Source organism: Citrobacter sp. Igbk 16, from assembly GCF_028069755.1.
GTDB lineage: Bacteria > Pseudomonadota > Gammaproteobacteria > Enterobacterales > Enterobacteriaceae > Citrobacter.
Genome location: NZ_JANEWJ010000033.1, coordinates 1 through 14,269, shown reverse-complemented (window position 1 = coordinate 14,269; position 14,269 = coordinate 1). Strand labels below are relative to the sequence as shown.

General features: G+C 52.5%; 14 protein-coding genes. 6 read left to right on the top strand and 8 right to left on the bottom strand.

What is annotated here, in order from left to right; all coding sequences use genetic code 11:
- The first annotated feature begins 28 nt into the window (after positions 1-28).
- Entirely contained in the window at positions 29-1,081 is a 1,053-nt protein-coding gene (gene aroG, locus NNO03_RS18575; RefSeq protein ID WP_271441229.1) for a 3-deoxy-7-phosphoheptulonate synthase AroG, read from the top strand.
- A 109-nt stretch (positions 1,082-1,190) separates the two neighbouring features.
- On the opposite strand, the gene gpmA is transcribed toward aroG, so the two are convergent.
- The 7 genes from gpmA to modE form a co-directional block, all read right to left on the bottom strand.
- Complete coding sequence (gene gpmA / locus NNO03_RS18570) at positions 1,191-1,943, bottom strand: 2,3-diphosphoglycerate-dependent phosphoglycerate mutase (RefSeq protein ID WP_003022999.1); 753 nt, start codon at positions 1,941-1,943, stop codon at positions 1,191-1,193.
- Between the two features lie 220 nt (positions 1,944-2,163).
- Entirely contained in the window at positions 2,164-3,204 is a 1,041-nt protein-coding gene (galM, locus tag NNO03_RS18565; RefSeq protein WP_271441231.1) for a galactose-1-epimerase, read from the bottom strand.
- The gene (galK, locus tag NNO03_RS18560; RefSeq protein ID WP_271450201.1) at positions 3,198-4,346 is read right to left on the bottom strand and encodes a galactokinase; all 1,149 of its coding nucleotides are present in this window, start codon (positions 4,344-4,346) and stop codon (positions 3,198-3,200) included. Before galK ends, galM begins: the two co-directional genes overlap by 7 nt.
- Before the next feature lie 3 nt (positions 4,347-4,349).
- Positions 4,350-5,396 (bottom strand): galactose-1-phosphate uridylyltransferase, encoded by a 1,047-nt coding sequence (gene galT, locus NNO03_RS18555; RefSeq protein WP_271450200.1) that lies wholly within the window; start codon positions 5,394-5,396, stop codon positions 4,350-4,352.
- A gap of 9 nt (positions 5,397-5,405) precedes the next feature.
- On the bottom strand, positions 5,406-6,422 hold the full coding sequence (gene galE, locus NNO03_RS18550) for a UDP-glucose 4-epimerase GalE (protein ID WP_271450199.1): 1,017 nt from the start codon (positions 6,420-6,422) through the stop codon (positions 5,406-5,408).
- Positions 6,423-6,641: 219 nt separating this feature from the next.
- Entirely contained in the window at positions 6,642-8,114 is a 1,473-nt protein-coding gene (gene modF, locus NNO03_RS18545) for a molybdate ABC transporter ATP-binding protein ModF (RefSeq protein WP_271450198.1), read from the bottom strand.
- A gap of 157 nt (positions 8,115-8,271) precedes the next feature.
- On the bottom strand, positions 8,272-9,060 hold the full coding sequence (modE, locus tag NNO03_RS18540) for a molybdenum-dependent transcriptional regulator (protein ID WP_137384363.1): 789 nt from the start codon (positions 9,058-9,060) through the stop codon (positions 8,272-8,274).
- Between the two features lie 130 nt (positions 9,061-9,190).
- On the opposite strand from modE, the gene NNO03_RS18535 reads away from it, so the two are divergent.
- The 4 genes from NNO03_RS18535 to modC all read left to right on the top strand — a co-directional run bounded on the left by NNO03_RS18535 (position 9,191) and on the right by modC (position 12,053).
- The gene (locus NNO03_RS18535) at positions 9,191-9,340 is read left to right on the top strand and encodes an AcrZ family multidrug efflux pump-associated protein (protein ID WP_003023026.1); all 150 of its coding nucleotides are present in this window, start codon (positions 9,191-9,193) and stop codon (positions 9,338-9,340) included.
- A 189-nt stretch (positions 9,341-9,529) separates the two neighbouring features.
- Positions 9,530-10,303: a molybdate ABC transporter substrate-binding protein gene (modA, locus tag NNO03_RS18530; protein WP_137384362.1), complete on the top strand. Its 774-nt coding sequence runs from the start codon at positions 9,530-9,532 to the stop codon at positions 10,301-10,303.
- Complete coding sequence (gene modB, locus NNO03_RS18525; protein WP_005125418.1) at positions 10,303-10,992, top strand: molybdate ABC transporter permease subunit; 690 nt, start codon at positions 10,303-10,305, stop codon at positions 10,990-10,992. The genes modA and modB overlap by 1 nt, the downstream gene beginning before the upstream one ends.
- Before the next feature lie 2 nt (positions 10,993-10,994).
- Positions 10,995-12,053 carry a molybdenum ABC transporter ATP-binding protein ModC gene (modC, locus tag NNO03_RS18520; RefSeq protein WP_271450197.1) on the top strand — a complete coding sequence of 353 codons (1,059 nt, stop codon included), beginning with the start codon at positions 10,995-10,997 and terminating at the stop codon, positions 12,051-12,053.
- Here modC and NNO03_RS18515 read toward each other — a convergent pair whose 3' ends face one another.
- Positions 12,054-12,872 (bottom strand): pyridoxal phosphatase, encoded by an 819-nt coding sequence (locus tag NNO03_RS18515; RefSeq protein WP_271441236.1) that lies wholly within the window; start codon positions 12,870-12,872, stop codon positions 12,054-12,056.
- 164 nt (positions 12,873-13,036) lie between these two features.
- Between NNO03_RS18515 and pgl the strand changes: the two genes are divergently transcribed.
- Positions 13,037-14,032, top strand: a complete 996-nt coding sequence (pgl, locus tag NNO03_RS18510) for a 6-phosphogluconolactonase (protein ID WP_271450196.1) — start codon at positions 13,037-13,039, stop codon at positions 14,030-14,032.
- The last annotated feature ends 237 nt before the right edge of the window (positions 14,033-14,269 follow it).

Here is a 14,269-nt window from a genome sequence, read left to right as displayed (position 1 = left end):
ATATAAGTATGGCTACGCTGGAATAATCATGAATTATCAGAACGACGATTTACGCATTAAAGAGATCAACGAGTTATTACCCCCGGTTGCACTGCTGGAAAAATTCCCCGCTACTGAAAATGCCGCAAATACAGTTGCGCATGCCCGTAAGGCGATTCATAAAATTCTGAAAGGGAATGACGATCGCCTGTTGGTTGTTATTGGACCGTGCTCAATTCATGATCCGGCTGCCGCTAAAGAGTATGCCGCACGTCTTCTGGCGCTGCGCGAAGAGTTGAAAGGCGAGCTTGAAATCGTCATGCGTGTTTACTTTGAAAAACCGCGTACCACCGTCGGCTGGAAAGGGCTTATCAACGATCCACATATGGACAACAGCTTCCAGATCAACGATGGCCTGCGCATCGCACGTAAATTGCTGCTGGATATCAACGACAGCGGATTGCCGGCAGCGGGTGAGTTTCTGGATATGATCACCCCGCAATATCTTGCGGATCTGATGAGCTGGGGCGCAATTGGCGCGCGTACCACTGAGTCTCAGGTGCACCGTGAGCTGGCGTCTGGTCTTTCCTGTCCGGTTGGTTTTAAAAACGGTACTGATGGCACCATCAAAGTTGCCATTGATGCCATTAACGCCGCAGGCGCACCACACTGCTTCCTGTCCGTGACCAAATGGGGTCACTCCGCCATTGTGAATACCAGTGGTAACGGCGATTGTCATATCATTCTGCGTGGTGGCAAAGAGCCAAACTACAGCGCTCAGCACGTCGCAGACGTAAAAGAAGGTCTGGTCAAAGCGGGTTTGTCTGCGCAGGTGATGATCGACTTTAGCCATGCCAACTCCAGCAAGCAGTTCAAAAAGCAGATGGATGTAGCCAGCGATGTTTGTGGACAGGTTGCCGGCGGCGAGAAAGCCATTATTGGTGTGATGATCGAAAGCCATCTGGTCGAAGGTAATCAGAACCCGGATAGCGGTGAACCGCTGACCTACGGCAAGAGCATCACTGATGCCTGCATTGGCTGGGAAGATACCGATGCGGTACTGCGCCAACTGGCGGATGCGGTTAAAGCGCGTCGCGGGTAAAAAACTTATCCGGGCTACGCTCGGTAGGCCGGATAAGGCAACGCAGCCATCCGGCAATAAAAAAAGCGTGGAGCATTCCACGCTTTTTTCGTTTGAACCGGGATGAAAATTACTTCGCTTTACCCTGGTTGGCTACCGCTGCGGCTTTTGCTGCGATCTCGTCAGCGTTACCCAGATAGTAATGTTTGATCGGCTTGAAGTTTTCGTCGAACTCATACACCAGCGGTACACCCGTCGGGATGTTCAGTTCAAGAATTTCATCTTCACCCATATTATCCAGGTATTTCACCAGCGCACGCAGGGAGTTACCGTGAGCGGCAATAATGACGCGCTCACCGCTTTTCATGCGCGGCAGAATGGTTTCATTCCAGTAAGGGATAACGCGATCGATAGTCAGTGCCAGGCTTTCGGTGACCGGAAGTTCTTTGTCCGTCAGTTTGGCATAACGCGGATCGTGACCCGGATAGCGCTCGTCATCTTTAGTCAGTTCCGGCGGGGTTACCGCAAAACCACGACGCCATTGCTTAACCTGCTCGTCACCGTATTTCTCAGCGGTTTCGGCTTTGTTCAGCCCCTGTAGCGCGCCGTAATGACGTTCGTTCAGTTTCCAGGATTTCTCAACGGGCAGCCAGGCCTGATCCAGTTCGTCCAGGACATTCCACAGGGTGTGGATGGCACGTTTCAGCACAGAGGTATAAGCAAAATCGAAGCTGTAGCCTTCCTCTTTCAGCAGTTTACCTGCCGCTTTTGCTTCGCCCACGCCTTTTTCAGACAGGTCAACATCATACCAACCGGTAAAACGGTTTTCGTTGTTCCACTGACTTTCACCGTGACGTACCAGAACCAGCTTAGTTACAGCCATACACTCACTCCTATAAATCATATTGAATGATAATAATTATCATTATATTGCCGTAATGCACCAGCGGCAATGCTTACGCATAACCATAGCGAAAATAGCGGCGCAGTGTAAGGTTCTTGTGAACTCAAGGTTGCGATTTTGTCTTTGAGTGGTGTGGTTTTGCGCGGATCCCGAGAGGGAATAAATGACGAGCCGGGTATCAGCTCGTCACGGTAAACTGTCAGGCAGGAATAAACCGGTATTCGGTCAGGCTGGTGTACTCTTCACCCGGTCGCAGAAAGCAATCTGGTTGCGGCCATTCTGGATGATTTGGGCTGTCAGGCAGAAATTCACTTTCCAGCGCCAGTCCTTGCCAGTCGGCATAGACTTCAGGTCCACGGGAGGGCGTGCCGCCGAGGAAGTTACCGGAATAGAACTGCAATGCCGGGGCAGAGGTGTATACCTCCATTTGCAGTTTTTCATCCTGGGACCAAACTATAGCGACCGGTTTGCGGGCATCACCTTGCGCCTGCAACAAGAAAGCGTGGTCGTAACCTTTCACCTTGCGCTGATCGTCATCGGCCAGAAATTCGCTGTCGATGCGTTTAGGTGCCCGGAAATCGAACGAGGTGCCAGCCACGGGTTTCAGTCCGTCATGCGGGATACCCATTTCATCAACCGGCAGGTACGTATCGGCCAGAATCTGCAACGTATGCTGACGGATATCCGTTTTGTCGCCGTCAAGATTGAAATAAACGTGATTCGTCAAATTTACCGGGCAGGGCTTATCCACCGTCGCACGGTAGGTAATCGAAATACGGTTATCATCGGTCAGGCGATATTGCGCGGTGGCGCAGAGGTGACCCGGAAAACCCTGGTCGCCATCGTCAGAGGTTAAGGCAAACAGCACCTGACGATCATTTTGATCCACTATCTGCCAGCGGCGCTTATCGAAACCGTCCGGCCCACCATGCAACTGGTTGTCACCCTGGCTTGGCAGTAACGCAACGGTTTCACCGGCATAGGTATAACGGCTGTCTGCGATACGGTTAGCATAGCGGCCGATGGATGCGCCTAAAAATGCGGCCTGTTGTGGGTATTGCTCCGGGCTGGCGCAGCCGAGTAATGCTTCTCGCACGCTACCATCGCTAAGCGGGATACGGGCAGAAAGCAGCGTCGCGCCCCAGTCCATCAGCGTGACTACCATCCCCGCGTCATTACGCAGGGTGAGCAGGCGAAACGGTTGGCCGTCGGGCGCCATTACGGGAATTTCGTTTAGCACTGTCCGGCTCCTTGTGAAGGTTTGCAGACGTAAAAGGTTTCCTTGATACCGGTTTTCGCTTCGTATTGTTCAGCGACAGCCTGCTGTACGGCAGGAACCAAATCTTGTGGGATCAACGCCACGATGCAGCCGCCGAAGCCGCCACCGGTCATACGTACACCGCCTTTATCGCCGATAGTTGCTTTAACAATCTCGACCAGCGTATCAATTTGTGGCACGGTGATTTCGAAGTCATCGCGCATTGAAACGTGAGATTCAGCCATCAGCTGGCCCATACGTTGCAGATCGCCTTTCTCCAGAGCCGCTGCGGCTTCAACCGTGCGGGCATTTTCTGTGATCACATGGCGAACACGTTTGGCAACGATGGGATCCAGTTCATGTGCGACCGCGTTAAAGGCCTCAAGGCTGACATCACGCAGCGCGGGTTGTTGGAAGAAGCGCGCACCGGTTTCACACTGTTCGCGACGGGTGTTGTACTCACTGCCAACCAGTGTACGTTTAAAGTTGCTGTTGATGATCACTACCGCCACACCTTCCGGCATGGAAACAGCTTTGGTGCCCAGCGTACGGCAGTCGATCAGTAGCGCATGGTCTTTCTTGCCCAGTGCAGAGATGAGTTGGTCCATAATGCCGCAGTTACAGCCGACAAACTGGTTTTCCGCTTCCTGACCGTTCAGGGCAATCTGCGCGCCGTCGAGCGGCAGATGATAGAGCTGCTGGAACACCGTACCAACGGCGACTTCCAGCGAGGCGGAAGAGCTTAAGCCCGCACCTTGCGGCACATTGCCGCTGATCACCAGATCCGCGCCGCCAAAGGCGTTATTGCGCTTTTGTAGATGCTTCACGACGCCGCGCACGTAGTTTGACCACTGCTGGGTTTCGTGGGCGATAATCGGCGCATCAAGAGAGAATTCATCTATCTGATTGTCGTAATCCGCCGCAATCACACGAACGGTGCGATCATCGCGGGGGGCACAACTGATAACCGTTTGATAGTCGATGGCGCACGGCAGGACGAAGCCGTCATTATAATCAGTGTGTTCGCCGATCAGGTTTACACGACCGGGTGCCTGAATAGTATGGGTGGCAGGGTAGCCAAACGATTCAGCAAACAGAGATTGTGTTTTTTCTTTCAGACTCATTATTTAAACTCCGGATTCGCGAAAATGGGTGTCGCTGACCGCACGCAAACGGTCTGCCGCTTGTTCTGCTGTCAGATCGCGTTGGGTCTCCGCCAGCATTTCGTAACCAACCATAAACTTACGTACGGTCGCGGAACGCAGCAGCGGTGGATAAAAGTGTGCGTGCAACTGCCAGTGGTCATTCTCTTCGCCGTTAAACGGTGCGCCGTGCCAGCCCATAGAGTAGGGGAAAGAGCACTGGAACAGGTTGTCATAACGACTGGTCAGTTTTTTCAACGCCAGCGCCAGGTCAGTTCGCTGTTCGTCGGTCAAATCGGTAATTCGCAGGACATGTGCTTTTGGCAGCAGCAGTGTTTCGAATGGCCATGCCGCCCAATAGGGCACTACTGCCAGCCAGTGTTCGGTTTCTACTACCGTACGGCTGCCGTCTGCCTGTTCACGCCGGACATAATCCAGCAGCATTGGCGTGCCCTGCTCGGCAAAGTACGCTTTTTGCAGACGGTCTTCACGTTCGGCTTCGTTGGGCAGGAAACTGTTGGCCCAAATCTGTCCGTGCGGGTGCGGGTTTGAACATCCCATTGCCGCACCTTTGTTTTCAAATACCTGCACCCAGGGATAGGTTTTCCCTAAATCTGCGGTTTGTTCCTGCCACGTTTTCACGATTTCGGTCAGCGCGGGTACGCTGAGCTCTGGCAGTGTTTTGCTGTGATCGGGCGAGAAGCAGATCACGCGGCTGGTACCGCGTGCGCTCTGGCAACGCATTAATGGATCATGGCTGTCGGGAGCATCCGGGGTATCAGACATCAGCGCGGCAAAATCGTTGGTAAAAACGTAGGTTCCCGTGTAATCGGGGTTTTTATCGCCGGTAACGCGTGTATTGCCTGCACACAGGAAGCAGTCCGGATCATGCGCGGGCAGAACCTGTTTAGATGGCGTTTCCTGCGCCCCTTGCCAGGGACGTTTTGCACGATGCGGCGAAACGAGGATCCACTGCCCGGTGAGCGGGTTAAATCGGCGGTGTGGATGATCGACAGGGTTGAATTGCGTCATGACGTGTCCTTAATCCGAATATCCCTGTGGATGGCGTGATTGCCAGTGCCAGGTATCTTGTGCCATTTCATCCAGTGTACGCGTCACGCGCCAGTTAAGTTCGCGGTCTGCTTTGCTGGCATCAGCCCAGTAGGCAGGCAGATCGCCGTCGCGGCGCGGAGCAAAATGATAGTTCACTGGTTTACCGCAGGCTTTGCTGAAGGCGTTTACCACATCCAGTACGCTGCTACCAACGCCAGCGCCAAGGTTGTAAATATGTACCCCTTGCTTGCCTGCCAGTTTTTCCATGGCGACAACGTGACCGTCGGCAAGATCCATCACGTGGATGTAATCGCGAACGCCGGTACCGTCTACGGTCGGGTAGTCATTACCAAATATGGCCAGAGACTCACGGCGGCCCACGGCAACCTGCGCGATGTAAGGCATCAGATTGTTAGGAATGCCTTGCGGGTCTTCGCCCATGTCCCCTGACGGGTGTGCGCCAACCGGATTGAAATAGCGTAGCAACGCAATGCTCCACTCAGGTTGTGCTTTTTGCAGATCGGTCAGGATCTGCTCGACCATCAGCTTACTTTTTCCGTATGGACTTTGTGGTGTGCCGGTCGGGAAGCTTTCAACGTAAGGAATTTGCGGCTGATCGCCATAGACTGTGGCGGAGGAGCTGAATATGAAGTTTTTCACGTTGGCGGCGCGCATCGCATTGACCAGACGCAGAGTGCCGTTGACGTTGTTGTCATAGTACTCCAGCGGCTTAGCAACGGATTCGCCGACGGCCTTCAGACCAGCAAAGTGGATGACCGTATCGATGGCATGATCGTGCAGGATTTCGGTGATCAGCGCTTCGTTACGGATATCACCTTCGACGAAGGTCGGATGTTTTCCACCTAAACGCTCAATAACGGGCAGTACGCTGCGCTTACTGTTGCAGAGGTTATCAAGGATCACGACGTCGTGGCCATTCTTAAGCAACTGCACACAAGTGTGGCTCCCAATGTAACCGCTACCACCTGTAACCAATACTCTCATAATTCGCTCCGTTATGCCTATATCATGTAATGAAGATAGCATAACAAAGTTGTGAAAAGTGTGACATGGAATAAATTAGTGGAATCGTTTACACATGCAAATTCTTAACACCTGAGCTGCATTTTTTGATTTTAAATCATTATGTTATTTAATGATTGCAGATTTTATCTGAAAAATCTGGCCTAAAAAAGGGCGCATTAACGCGCCCAGGTATGAAAACTAACGCAGGGATGATTGCCGATAGGTGTAGATATCGTTTTCTGGTACGAACTCCAGTCGGTGGGTAATGCAGGCGGGTGCATCTTCAGCATGGTGAGAAACAAACAGCAATTGGGTTTCGCCTTCACCGATCAGAACATCAACGAAGCGGCGGATCAACTGGCGGTTTAGCGGGTCCAGACCTTGCAAGGGTTCATCAAGGATCAATAGCGTAGGGTGTTTCACTAACGCGCGGACGATCAGCGCCAGGCGCTGCTGCCCCCAGGAAAGGCTGTGGAAAGGGGCGTCAGCAGTGCGCTTATCCATTCCCAGAATATCCAGCCACTGTTGCACCAGCTTGTGTTGTCTGTCTGATACGGCCTGATAAATACCGATTGAATCGAAGTAGCCTGAGAGAATGACGTTACGCACCGTGGTGCTCACTCGGTAATCCAGATGCAGGCTGCTGCTGACGTAGCCAATGTGCTTTTTAATATCCCAGATAGTTTCGCCGCTACCCCGACGACGGCCAAACAGCGTCAAATCATTGCTATAGCCCTGCGGATGATCGCCGGTAATTAAACTGAGTAGCGTTGATTTTCCCGCCCCGTTGGGACCGACAATCTGCCAGTGTTCCCCTGGGTTTACCCGCCAGCTCAGATGATGAAGAATAGGGCGATCGTTATAGGAAACGACCCCGTCGTTGAGCATAATCCGCGGTTCGTTCTCAGACAATATGCGGCGTACGGAAGGTTCATCCGGTTCGGGGAGGGTAATACCATCAAGCCGTTCACTATGCGCAAGTTGGGCGATTAACGCTTGTTGCAGAAGACCCGTTTTTTCACCGGTTTCTGTCAATGTGCAATCGGCGAGTACGCCAGCATATTGCACAAAATCGGGGATCTCATCAAAGCGGTTTAGCACCAGCACTAACGTAAAACCGGCCTGATGTAACGCTGCGAGCAGCTCTGCCAACTGGTGACGTGAAGCCACATCCAGCCCGTCAAACGGTTCATCAAGGATCAGTAAATCGGGTTCAGACATCAGTGCCTGACAGAGCAGAGTTTTCCGCGTTTCGCCAGTGGAAAGATATTTGAAACGTCTGCTGAGCAGTGAGGTAATACCAAACTGCTGCGCCAGGGCGGCACAGCGAGCAGGGTCGCTGACCTCATCCTGAATAATTTCCGCGGTGGTGCGCCCGGTATCGTCTTCACCTGGGCTCAGAAGATCGGTGTTGTTACGCTGCCATTCGTCGCTGACCAGCTTTTGTAGCTGCTCAAAGGAGAGACGGGTTATACGCGTGAACTGGCTGTGGCGTTCGCCTTTTAGTAACGGCAATTCTCCGGCGAGCGCACGCGCCAGTGCGGATTTTCCGCTGCCGTTAGACCCCACAAACGCCCAGCTATCACCCGCGTTTAACGTCAACGAATTCAGCTGAAGCGTTTTGGTATCACTCAGACGAAACGTGCCTTGCGAAATTTGCAACGATGACATTTTGCATCCCATTTTTTGCAGCGATGAATAACAGGGATACGTTGTCCGGGCGGGAATGTCAATGCAGTTTGTTGCCGGATGGTGGCGCGGGTACCTTATCCGGCCTGAGCGTGGGCCTGATAAGCGCAGCGCCATCAGGCGAAGCGGGCTTAAAGATTTAGCACAGTGTGGCGATAATCACTCTGTCCGCGTTGAAATAGGCAGTGACATTCGCGCCTTCTTGCAGTGATAGCGCATCGTCAGTCGGCACGGTGGCGCACAGTGTTTGTCCATCCGGCAAGGTCATTAACACTTCACACTGCTCGCTCCCGCGTTCAATATGGCTGATGGTGCCTTGCAATTGGTTATCGGCGGCCTGAGCGATAGCATCATCCTGGGTGATCCCCACCCACGGAGCTTTCAACAGGATCAAGACTTCTTTGCCTTCATCAAGCCCCAGACGTTCACCGCTTTGCGCGGTAATCGCGACTTTCAGCCGGGTTTCGCCATCGGCCAGCAGGACGTCAACATGCTGTTGCACCTGGTCGTGGTCGCGTGCGGTGATGGTGCCAAACCATTGGTTACGCGCACTGGTTTGCAGTGAGAAGCGGGAGATGGCCGCCAGCAAGCTATTCAGTGGAACCGCATCGTCATCGCTCAGGACATCGAAGGCTTTTTGCTGAATTTGCGCCAGCAGATCGTATAACTGAATCAGGCGCTGGCCGTAGCGGGTTAACACTGCACCGCCGCCGCCTTTGCCACCGGTGGCGCGCTCTACCAGTGTCTGCTCACTCAGCTGGTTCATTTCGTTAATCGCGTCCCAGGCGCTTTTATAACTGATACCTGCATCCTTCGCGCCCTGACTGATGGAGCCGGAAAGCGCAATGTGCTTAAGCAGAGAAATGCGGCGGGGATCGGCAAACAGTTTTTGCTGAAGTTTCAGTGTAAGTAGGATTTCGGCCTGCATAACAAGCTCCTGGCAAAAAAGGGTATTGTGACGGAAAACCGCGCCCGAGCAAAGCCGACCGCACAAAAGGGGAGTGCTTTTCTGTGTTATGTGGTTAGAATACAACTAAGGACTATATCTGGAGTTGACCATGTTAGAGTTATTGAAAAGTCTGGTATTCGCCGTAATCATGGTACCTGTGGTAATGGCCATCATTCTGGGACTGATTTACGGACTGGGTGAAGTGTTCAACATTTTTTCCGGTATCGGTCAGAAAGACCAATCCAGACAGAACCATTGATTCCCCGAACGCCCGCTTAGCCGGGCGTTTTTTATTGCTCATTATCAAACTGCGTTAGTTCCTCAAGATCCTGCTTTCCCTGCCGATATTTTCTTTGTGTAACCTCTAATTGGTAGTAATAACCACTGGGAAAATCCTGATTTAATCGTTATATTTGCGCCTACATAACGAAACTCAAAGGAGTTACAGATGGCACGTACATGGTTACGCTTGTTTGCAGGGGCAACACTTTCTCTTTCTGTTGCCGGACATGCACTGGCGGATGAAGGTAAAATCACAGTGTTTGCAGCGGCGTCGTTAACGAACGCGATGCAGGACATTGCCGCAGAATATAAAAAAGAGAAGAATGTTGATGTTGTCTCCTCTTTTGCCTCTTCTTCTACGCTGGCACGCCAGATTGAAGCAGGTGCTCCGGCCGATCTGTTTATTTCAGCCGATCAGAAATGGATGGATTACGCGGTAGATAAAAAGTCTATCGATACCGCAACGCGCAAAACGCTGCTCGGTAACAGTCTGGTCGTTGTCGCGCCGAAAGCCAGTGCACAGAAAGACTTCACCATCGACAGCAAAACCAACTGGACCAGCCTGTTGAACGGCGGGCGTCTGGCCGTAGGCGACCCGGAACATGTTCCGGCAGGTATTTACGCGAAAGAAGCGCTGCAAAAATTGGGTGCATGGGATACCCTGGCACCGAAATTGGCTCCGGCTGAAGATGTTCGTGGCGCATTGGCGCTGGTTGAACGCAACGAAGCCCCGCTGGGCATTGTCTACGGTTCTGATGCCGTAGCCAGCAAAGGCGTAAAAGTTGTGGCGACCTTCCCGGAAGACTCACATAAAAAAGTGGAATACCCTATCGCGGTTGTTGATGGGCACGCCAACGCAACGGTCAGCGCGTTCTATGATTACCTGAAGGGACCGCAGGCTTCTGAAATCTTCAAACGTTATGGATTTACGACCAAGTAATGATACTGACTGATCCAGAATGGCAGGCTGTCTTACTGAGCCTGAAAGTTTCTTCCCTGGCCGTGTTGTTTAGCCTGCCGTTTGGGATCTTCTTTGCCTGGTTACTGGTACGCTGTAAGTTCCCGGGCAAAGCGTTGCTCGACAGCGTACTGCACTTGCCGCTGGTACTGCCTCCGGTCGTGGTGGGGTACCTGCTGCTGGTGGCTATGGGGCGGCGCGGATTTATTGGCGAGTGGTTATATGACTGGTTCGGTATCACGTTTGCGTTTAGCTGGCGTGGTGCGGTTCTGGCCGCAGCGGTAATGTCTTTTCCTCTTATGGTGCGGGCAATACGTCTGGCGCTTGAAGGCGTAGACGTCAAGCTGGAGCAAGCGGCCCGCACACTGGGGGCCGGGCGCTGGCGCGTATTCATGACCATTACCTTACCGTTGATGCTGCCTGGCATAATTGTCGGTACGGTGCTGGCGTTCGCGCGTTCACTCGGTGAATTCGGCGCAACCATTACTTTTGTTTCAAATATCCCTGGCGAAACGCGCACTATTCCTTCGGCAATGTACACCCTCATCCAGACGCCGGGCGGCGAAAGTGCGGCGGCAAGGTTATGCATTATTTCTATTGTGCTGGCGCTGATTTCGCTGCTCATTTCTGAATGGCTGGCGCGAATTAGCCGTGAGCGGACGGGGCGATAATTATGCTGGAACTTAATTTCTCCCAGACGCTGGGAACCCATAGTCTGACGCTCAACGAAACGCTGCCAGCCAGCGGTATCACCGCTATTTTTGGTGTCTCTGGTGCGGGCAAAACATCGCTGATTAATGCTATCAGTGGTCTGACCCAACCCCAGTCCGGGCGCATTGTGCTCAACGGTCGGGTACTGAATGACGTTGAAAACGGTATCTGCCTGACGCCTGAAAAACGCCGGGTGGGCTATGTTTTTCAGGATGCGCGTCTGTTCCCTCATTATAAAGTACGCGGCAATCTGCGTTACGGTATGGCGAAAAGCATGGCCGGACAGTTTGATAAGCTGGTGGCATTGCTGGGCATTGAACCGCTGCTTGACCGTCTGCCCGGCGGTCTTTCCGGCGGTGAAAAGCAGCGCGTCGCTATCGGCCGGGCGCTGCTTACCGCCCCCGAACTGTTACTGCTTGATGAGCCGTTAGCGTCGCTGGATATCCCGCGTAAGCGCGAACTGCTGCCTTACCTGCAACGCCTGGCGCGAGAAATTAATATTCCCATGCTGTATGTCAGCCACTCGCTCGATGAAATTTTGCACCTGGCGGACAAAGTGATGGTGCTGGAAAACGGGCAGGTGAAAGCGTTTGGCTCACTGGAAGATGTCTGGGGAAGCAGTGTGATGCATCCCTGGCTACCGAAAGAGCAGCAGAGCAGCATACTGAAAGTTAACGTACTGGAACATCACCCGCATTATGCGATGACAGCGCTGGCGCTGGGCGATCAGCATCTGTGGGTCAATAAGCTGGATAAACCGCTGCAAACCGCATTGCGTATCCGGATTCAGGCATCTGATGTTTCGCTGGTATTACAACCGCCGCAGCAGACCAGTATTCGTAACGTACTACGGGCAAAGGTGGCGTCATGCTATGACGACAACGGACAGGTAGAAGTACAGCTTGAAGTGGGCGGGAAAACGCTGTGGGCGAGAATCAGCCCATGGGCCAGGGATGAACTTGGCATCAAGCCTGGCCTGTGGTTGTACGCCCAAATTAAGAGCGTATCGATTACCGCCTGATTACAGCAACTGAGAATAGATAAATTTGGCGATGCTGTCGGTGGTATTGTCGCCAATGACAATATTGGCGCGGGCTTTGACTGCATCATCGGCATTTCCCATCGCCACGCCGGTGCCCGCGGCTTCCAGCATACTGATATCATTAAAGTTATCGCCAAAGGCGATCACGTTTTCCATTGATCCACCTTGCGCTTCAATCCACTGGGCAAGGCGTCGTCCTTTGCTGTTGCCTTTACGGGCCACGTCAACCTGATCGTGCCAGGACCACTCACACTCCAGCCCCAACTGCTGTTCAACATGTTTACCAAATTGCTGCAGCTTTGGAATATCTTCGTCAGTCAGGGCAAATTTCCACACGGCATTCACGTCATGCGCGGCCTGTGCGAGAGACGGTACCTGAGTGAAGGTAGGACGCTGTTCCGGCGGCAGAGTTTGCGCCCAGTTTGCGGTACGCTCGACATGCCCGGTCGGGCGTTCATACAGCATGGCCTCGTCAACATACATTAGCCCGTGGATCTGGTGTTCATTCAGCATATCAATCAACTGCAACGCCTGATTAACCGGAAGGGGATCGGATTCCAGTACCTTTTTCGCCTGATAATCATACAAATAGGTACCGTTGCAGCAAATTGCAGGTGTATCCAGCGCCAGTGCCTGATAAAAAGGATGAATAGCAACGTGATGGCGACCCGTGACAATGATAAGTTGGTAGCCTGCTTCTCTGGCGCGAGAGAGCGCCTCGAGAGAGGATGGCAGCAAGGTTTTTTTCGGGGTCAGCAACGTACCGTCTAAATCCAGGGCAATCACGCGTGCGGTCATAGGTTTTTCCAGATGAAGGTTGAGAATTTTGTCTGTCAGAATGGTACACCGAGTCGGGGGCCGGACAAAATTCTGAGCCTTAATTAAGCATTCACCGATAAAAGCGTCTACCTTAGGCGTGTGTCAGGCCATTGCAGCCACCTGCCAAAAGCAAAGGAGTTTTCATGAAGCAAACCGTTTATACCGCCAGCCCTGAGAGTCAGCAAATTCACGTCTGGGGCCTGAATCACGATGGTTCACTGACGCTGACGCAGGTGGTTGATGTACCGGGTCAGGTACAGCCGATGGTTGTCAGCCCGGATAAACGCTACCTCTATGTCGGTGTGCGTCCGGAGTTTCGGGTGTTGGCATACCGTATCGCACCTGATGACGGTGCACTGACATTCGCTGCGGAATCTGCACTGCCGGGGAGCCCGACGCATATTTCGACCGATCATCAAGGGCGTTTCGTATTCGTCGGCTCTTATAACGCGGGTAGTGTGAGCGTCACGCGTCTGGAGGATGGCCTGCCGGTGGAATTGGTTGACGTGGTTGAAGGTCTGGATGGCTGTCACTCGGCCAATATCTCACCAGATAACCGTACGTTGTGGGTTCCTGCGTTGAAACAGGATCGTATCTGCCTGTTCACCGTCAGTGATGATGGCCATTTGGTTGCACAGGAACCCGCGGAAGTGACTACCGTTGAAGGTGCAGGTCCGCGTCATATGGTGTTCCATCCGAATCAGCAATATACCTACTGCGTGAATGAGTTGAACAGTTCAGTCGATGTTTGGGAACTGAAAGATCCGTACGGCAAAATTGAGTGTGTACAGACGCTGGATATGATGCCTGCTGATTTCTCTGATACCCGCTGGGCGGCAGATATCCATATTACGCCAGATGGTCGTCATCTGTATGCCTGTGACCGTACCGCCAACCTGATTACGGTATTCAGCGTATCAGAAGACGGAAGTGTGCTGACGAAAGAAGGCTTCCAGCCTACTGAAACACAGCCGCGCGGTTTTAATATCGACCACAGCGGGAAATACCTGATTGCCGCAGGGCAGAAGTCCCACCATATTGCGGTGTATGAAATTGCGGGTGAGCAGGGATTGCTGGCAGAGAAAGGACGCTATGCGGTAGGCCAGGGCCCAATGTGGGTGGTGGTTAACGCGTACTAACCACGGTGACGCCCGCTTGCGGGCGTCATTATCTGAAAGTGATTCTTGTTTTTTCTGTACCCGCCTATTTCATTTTTTTAGTGACACCTCAGATTTCACATATTGACCGGGGACTGAGGTGGTTTCTTCATTTTATCTCTCACCCGCACTAAATATTTTCTTAAAAAACCCTTTTTGTGAACATGAGATATCTTGTATTAAATTTCAATGCGATAATTGAAATGGGATATATATAAT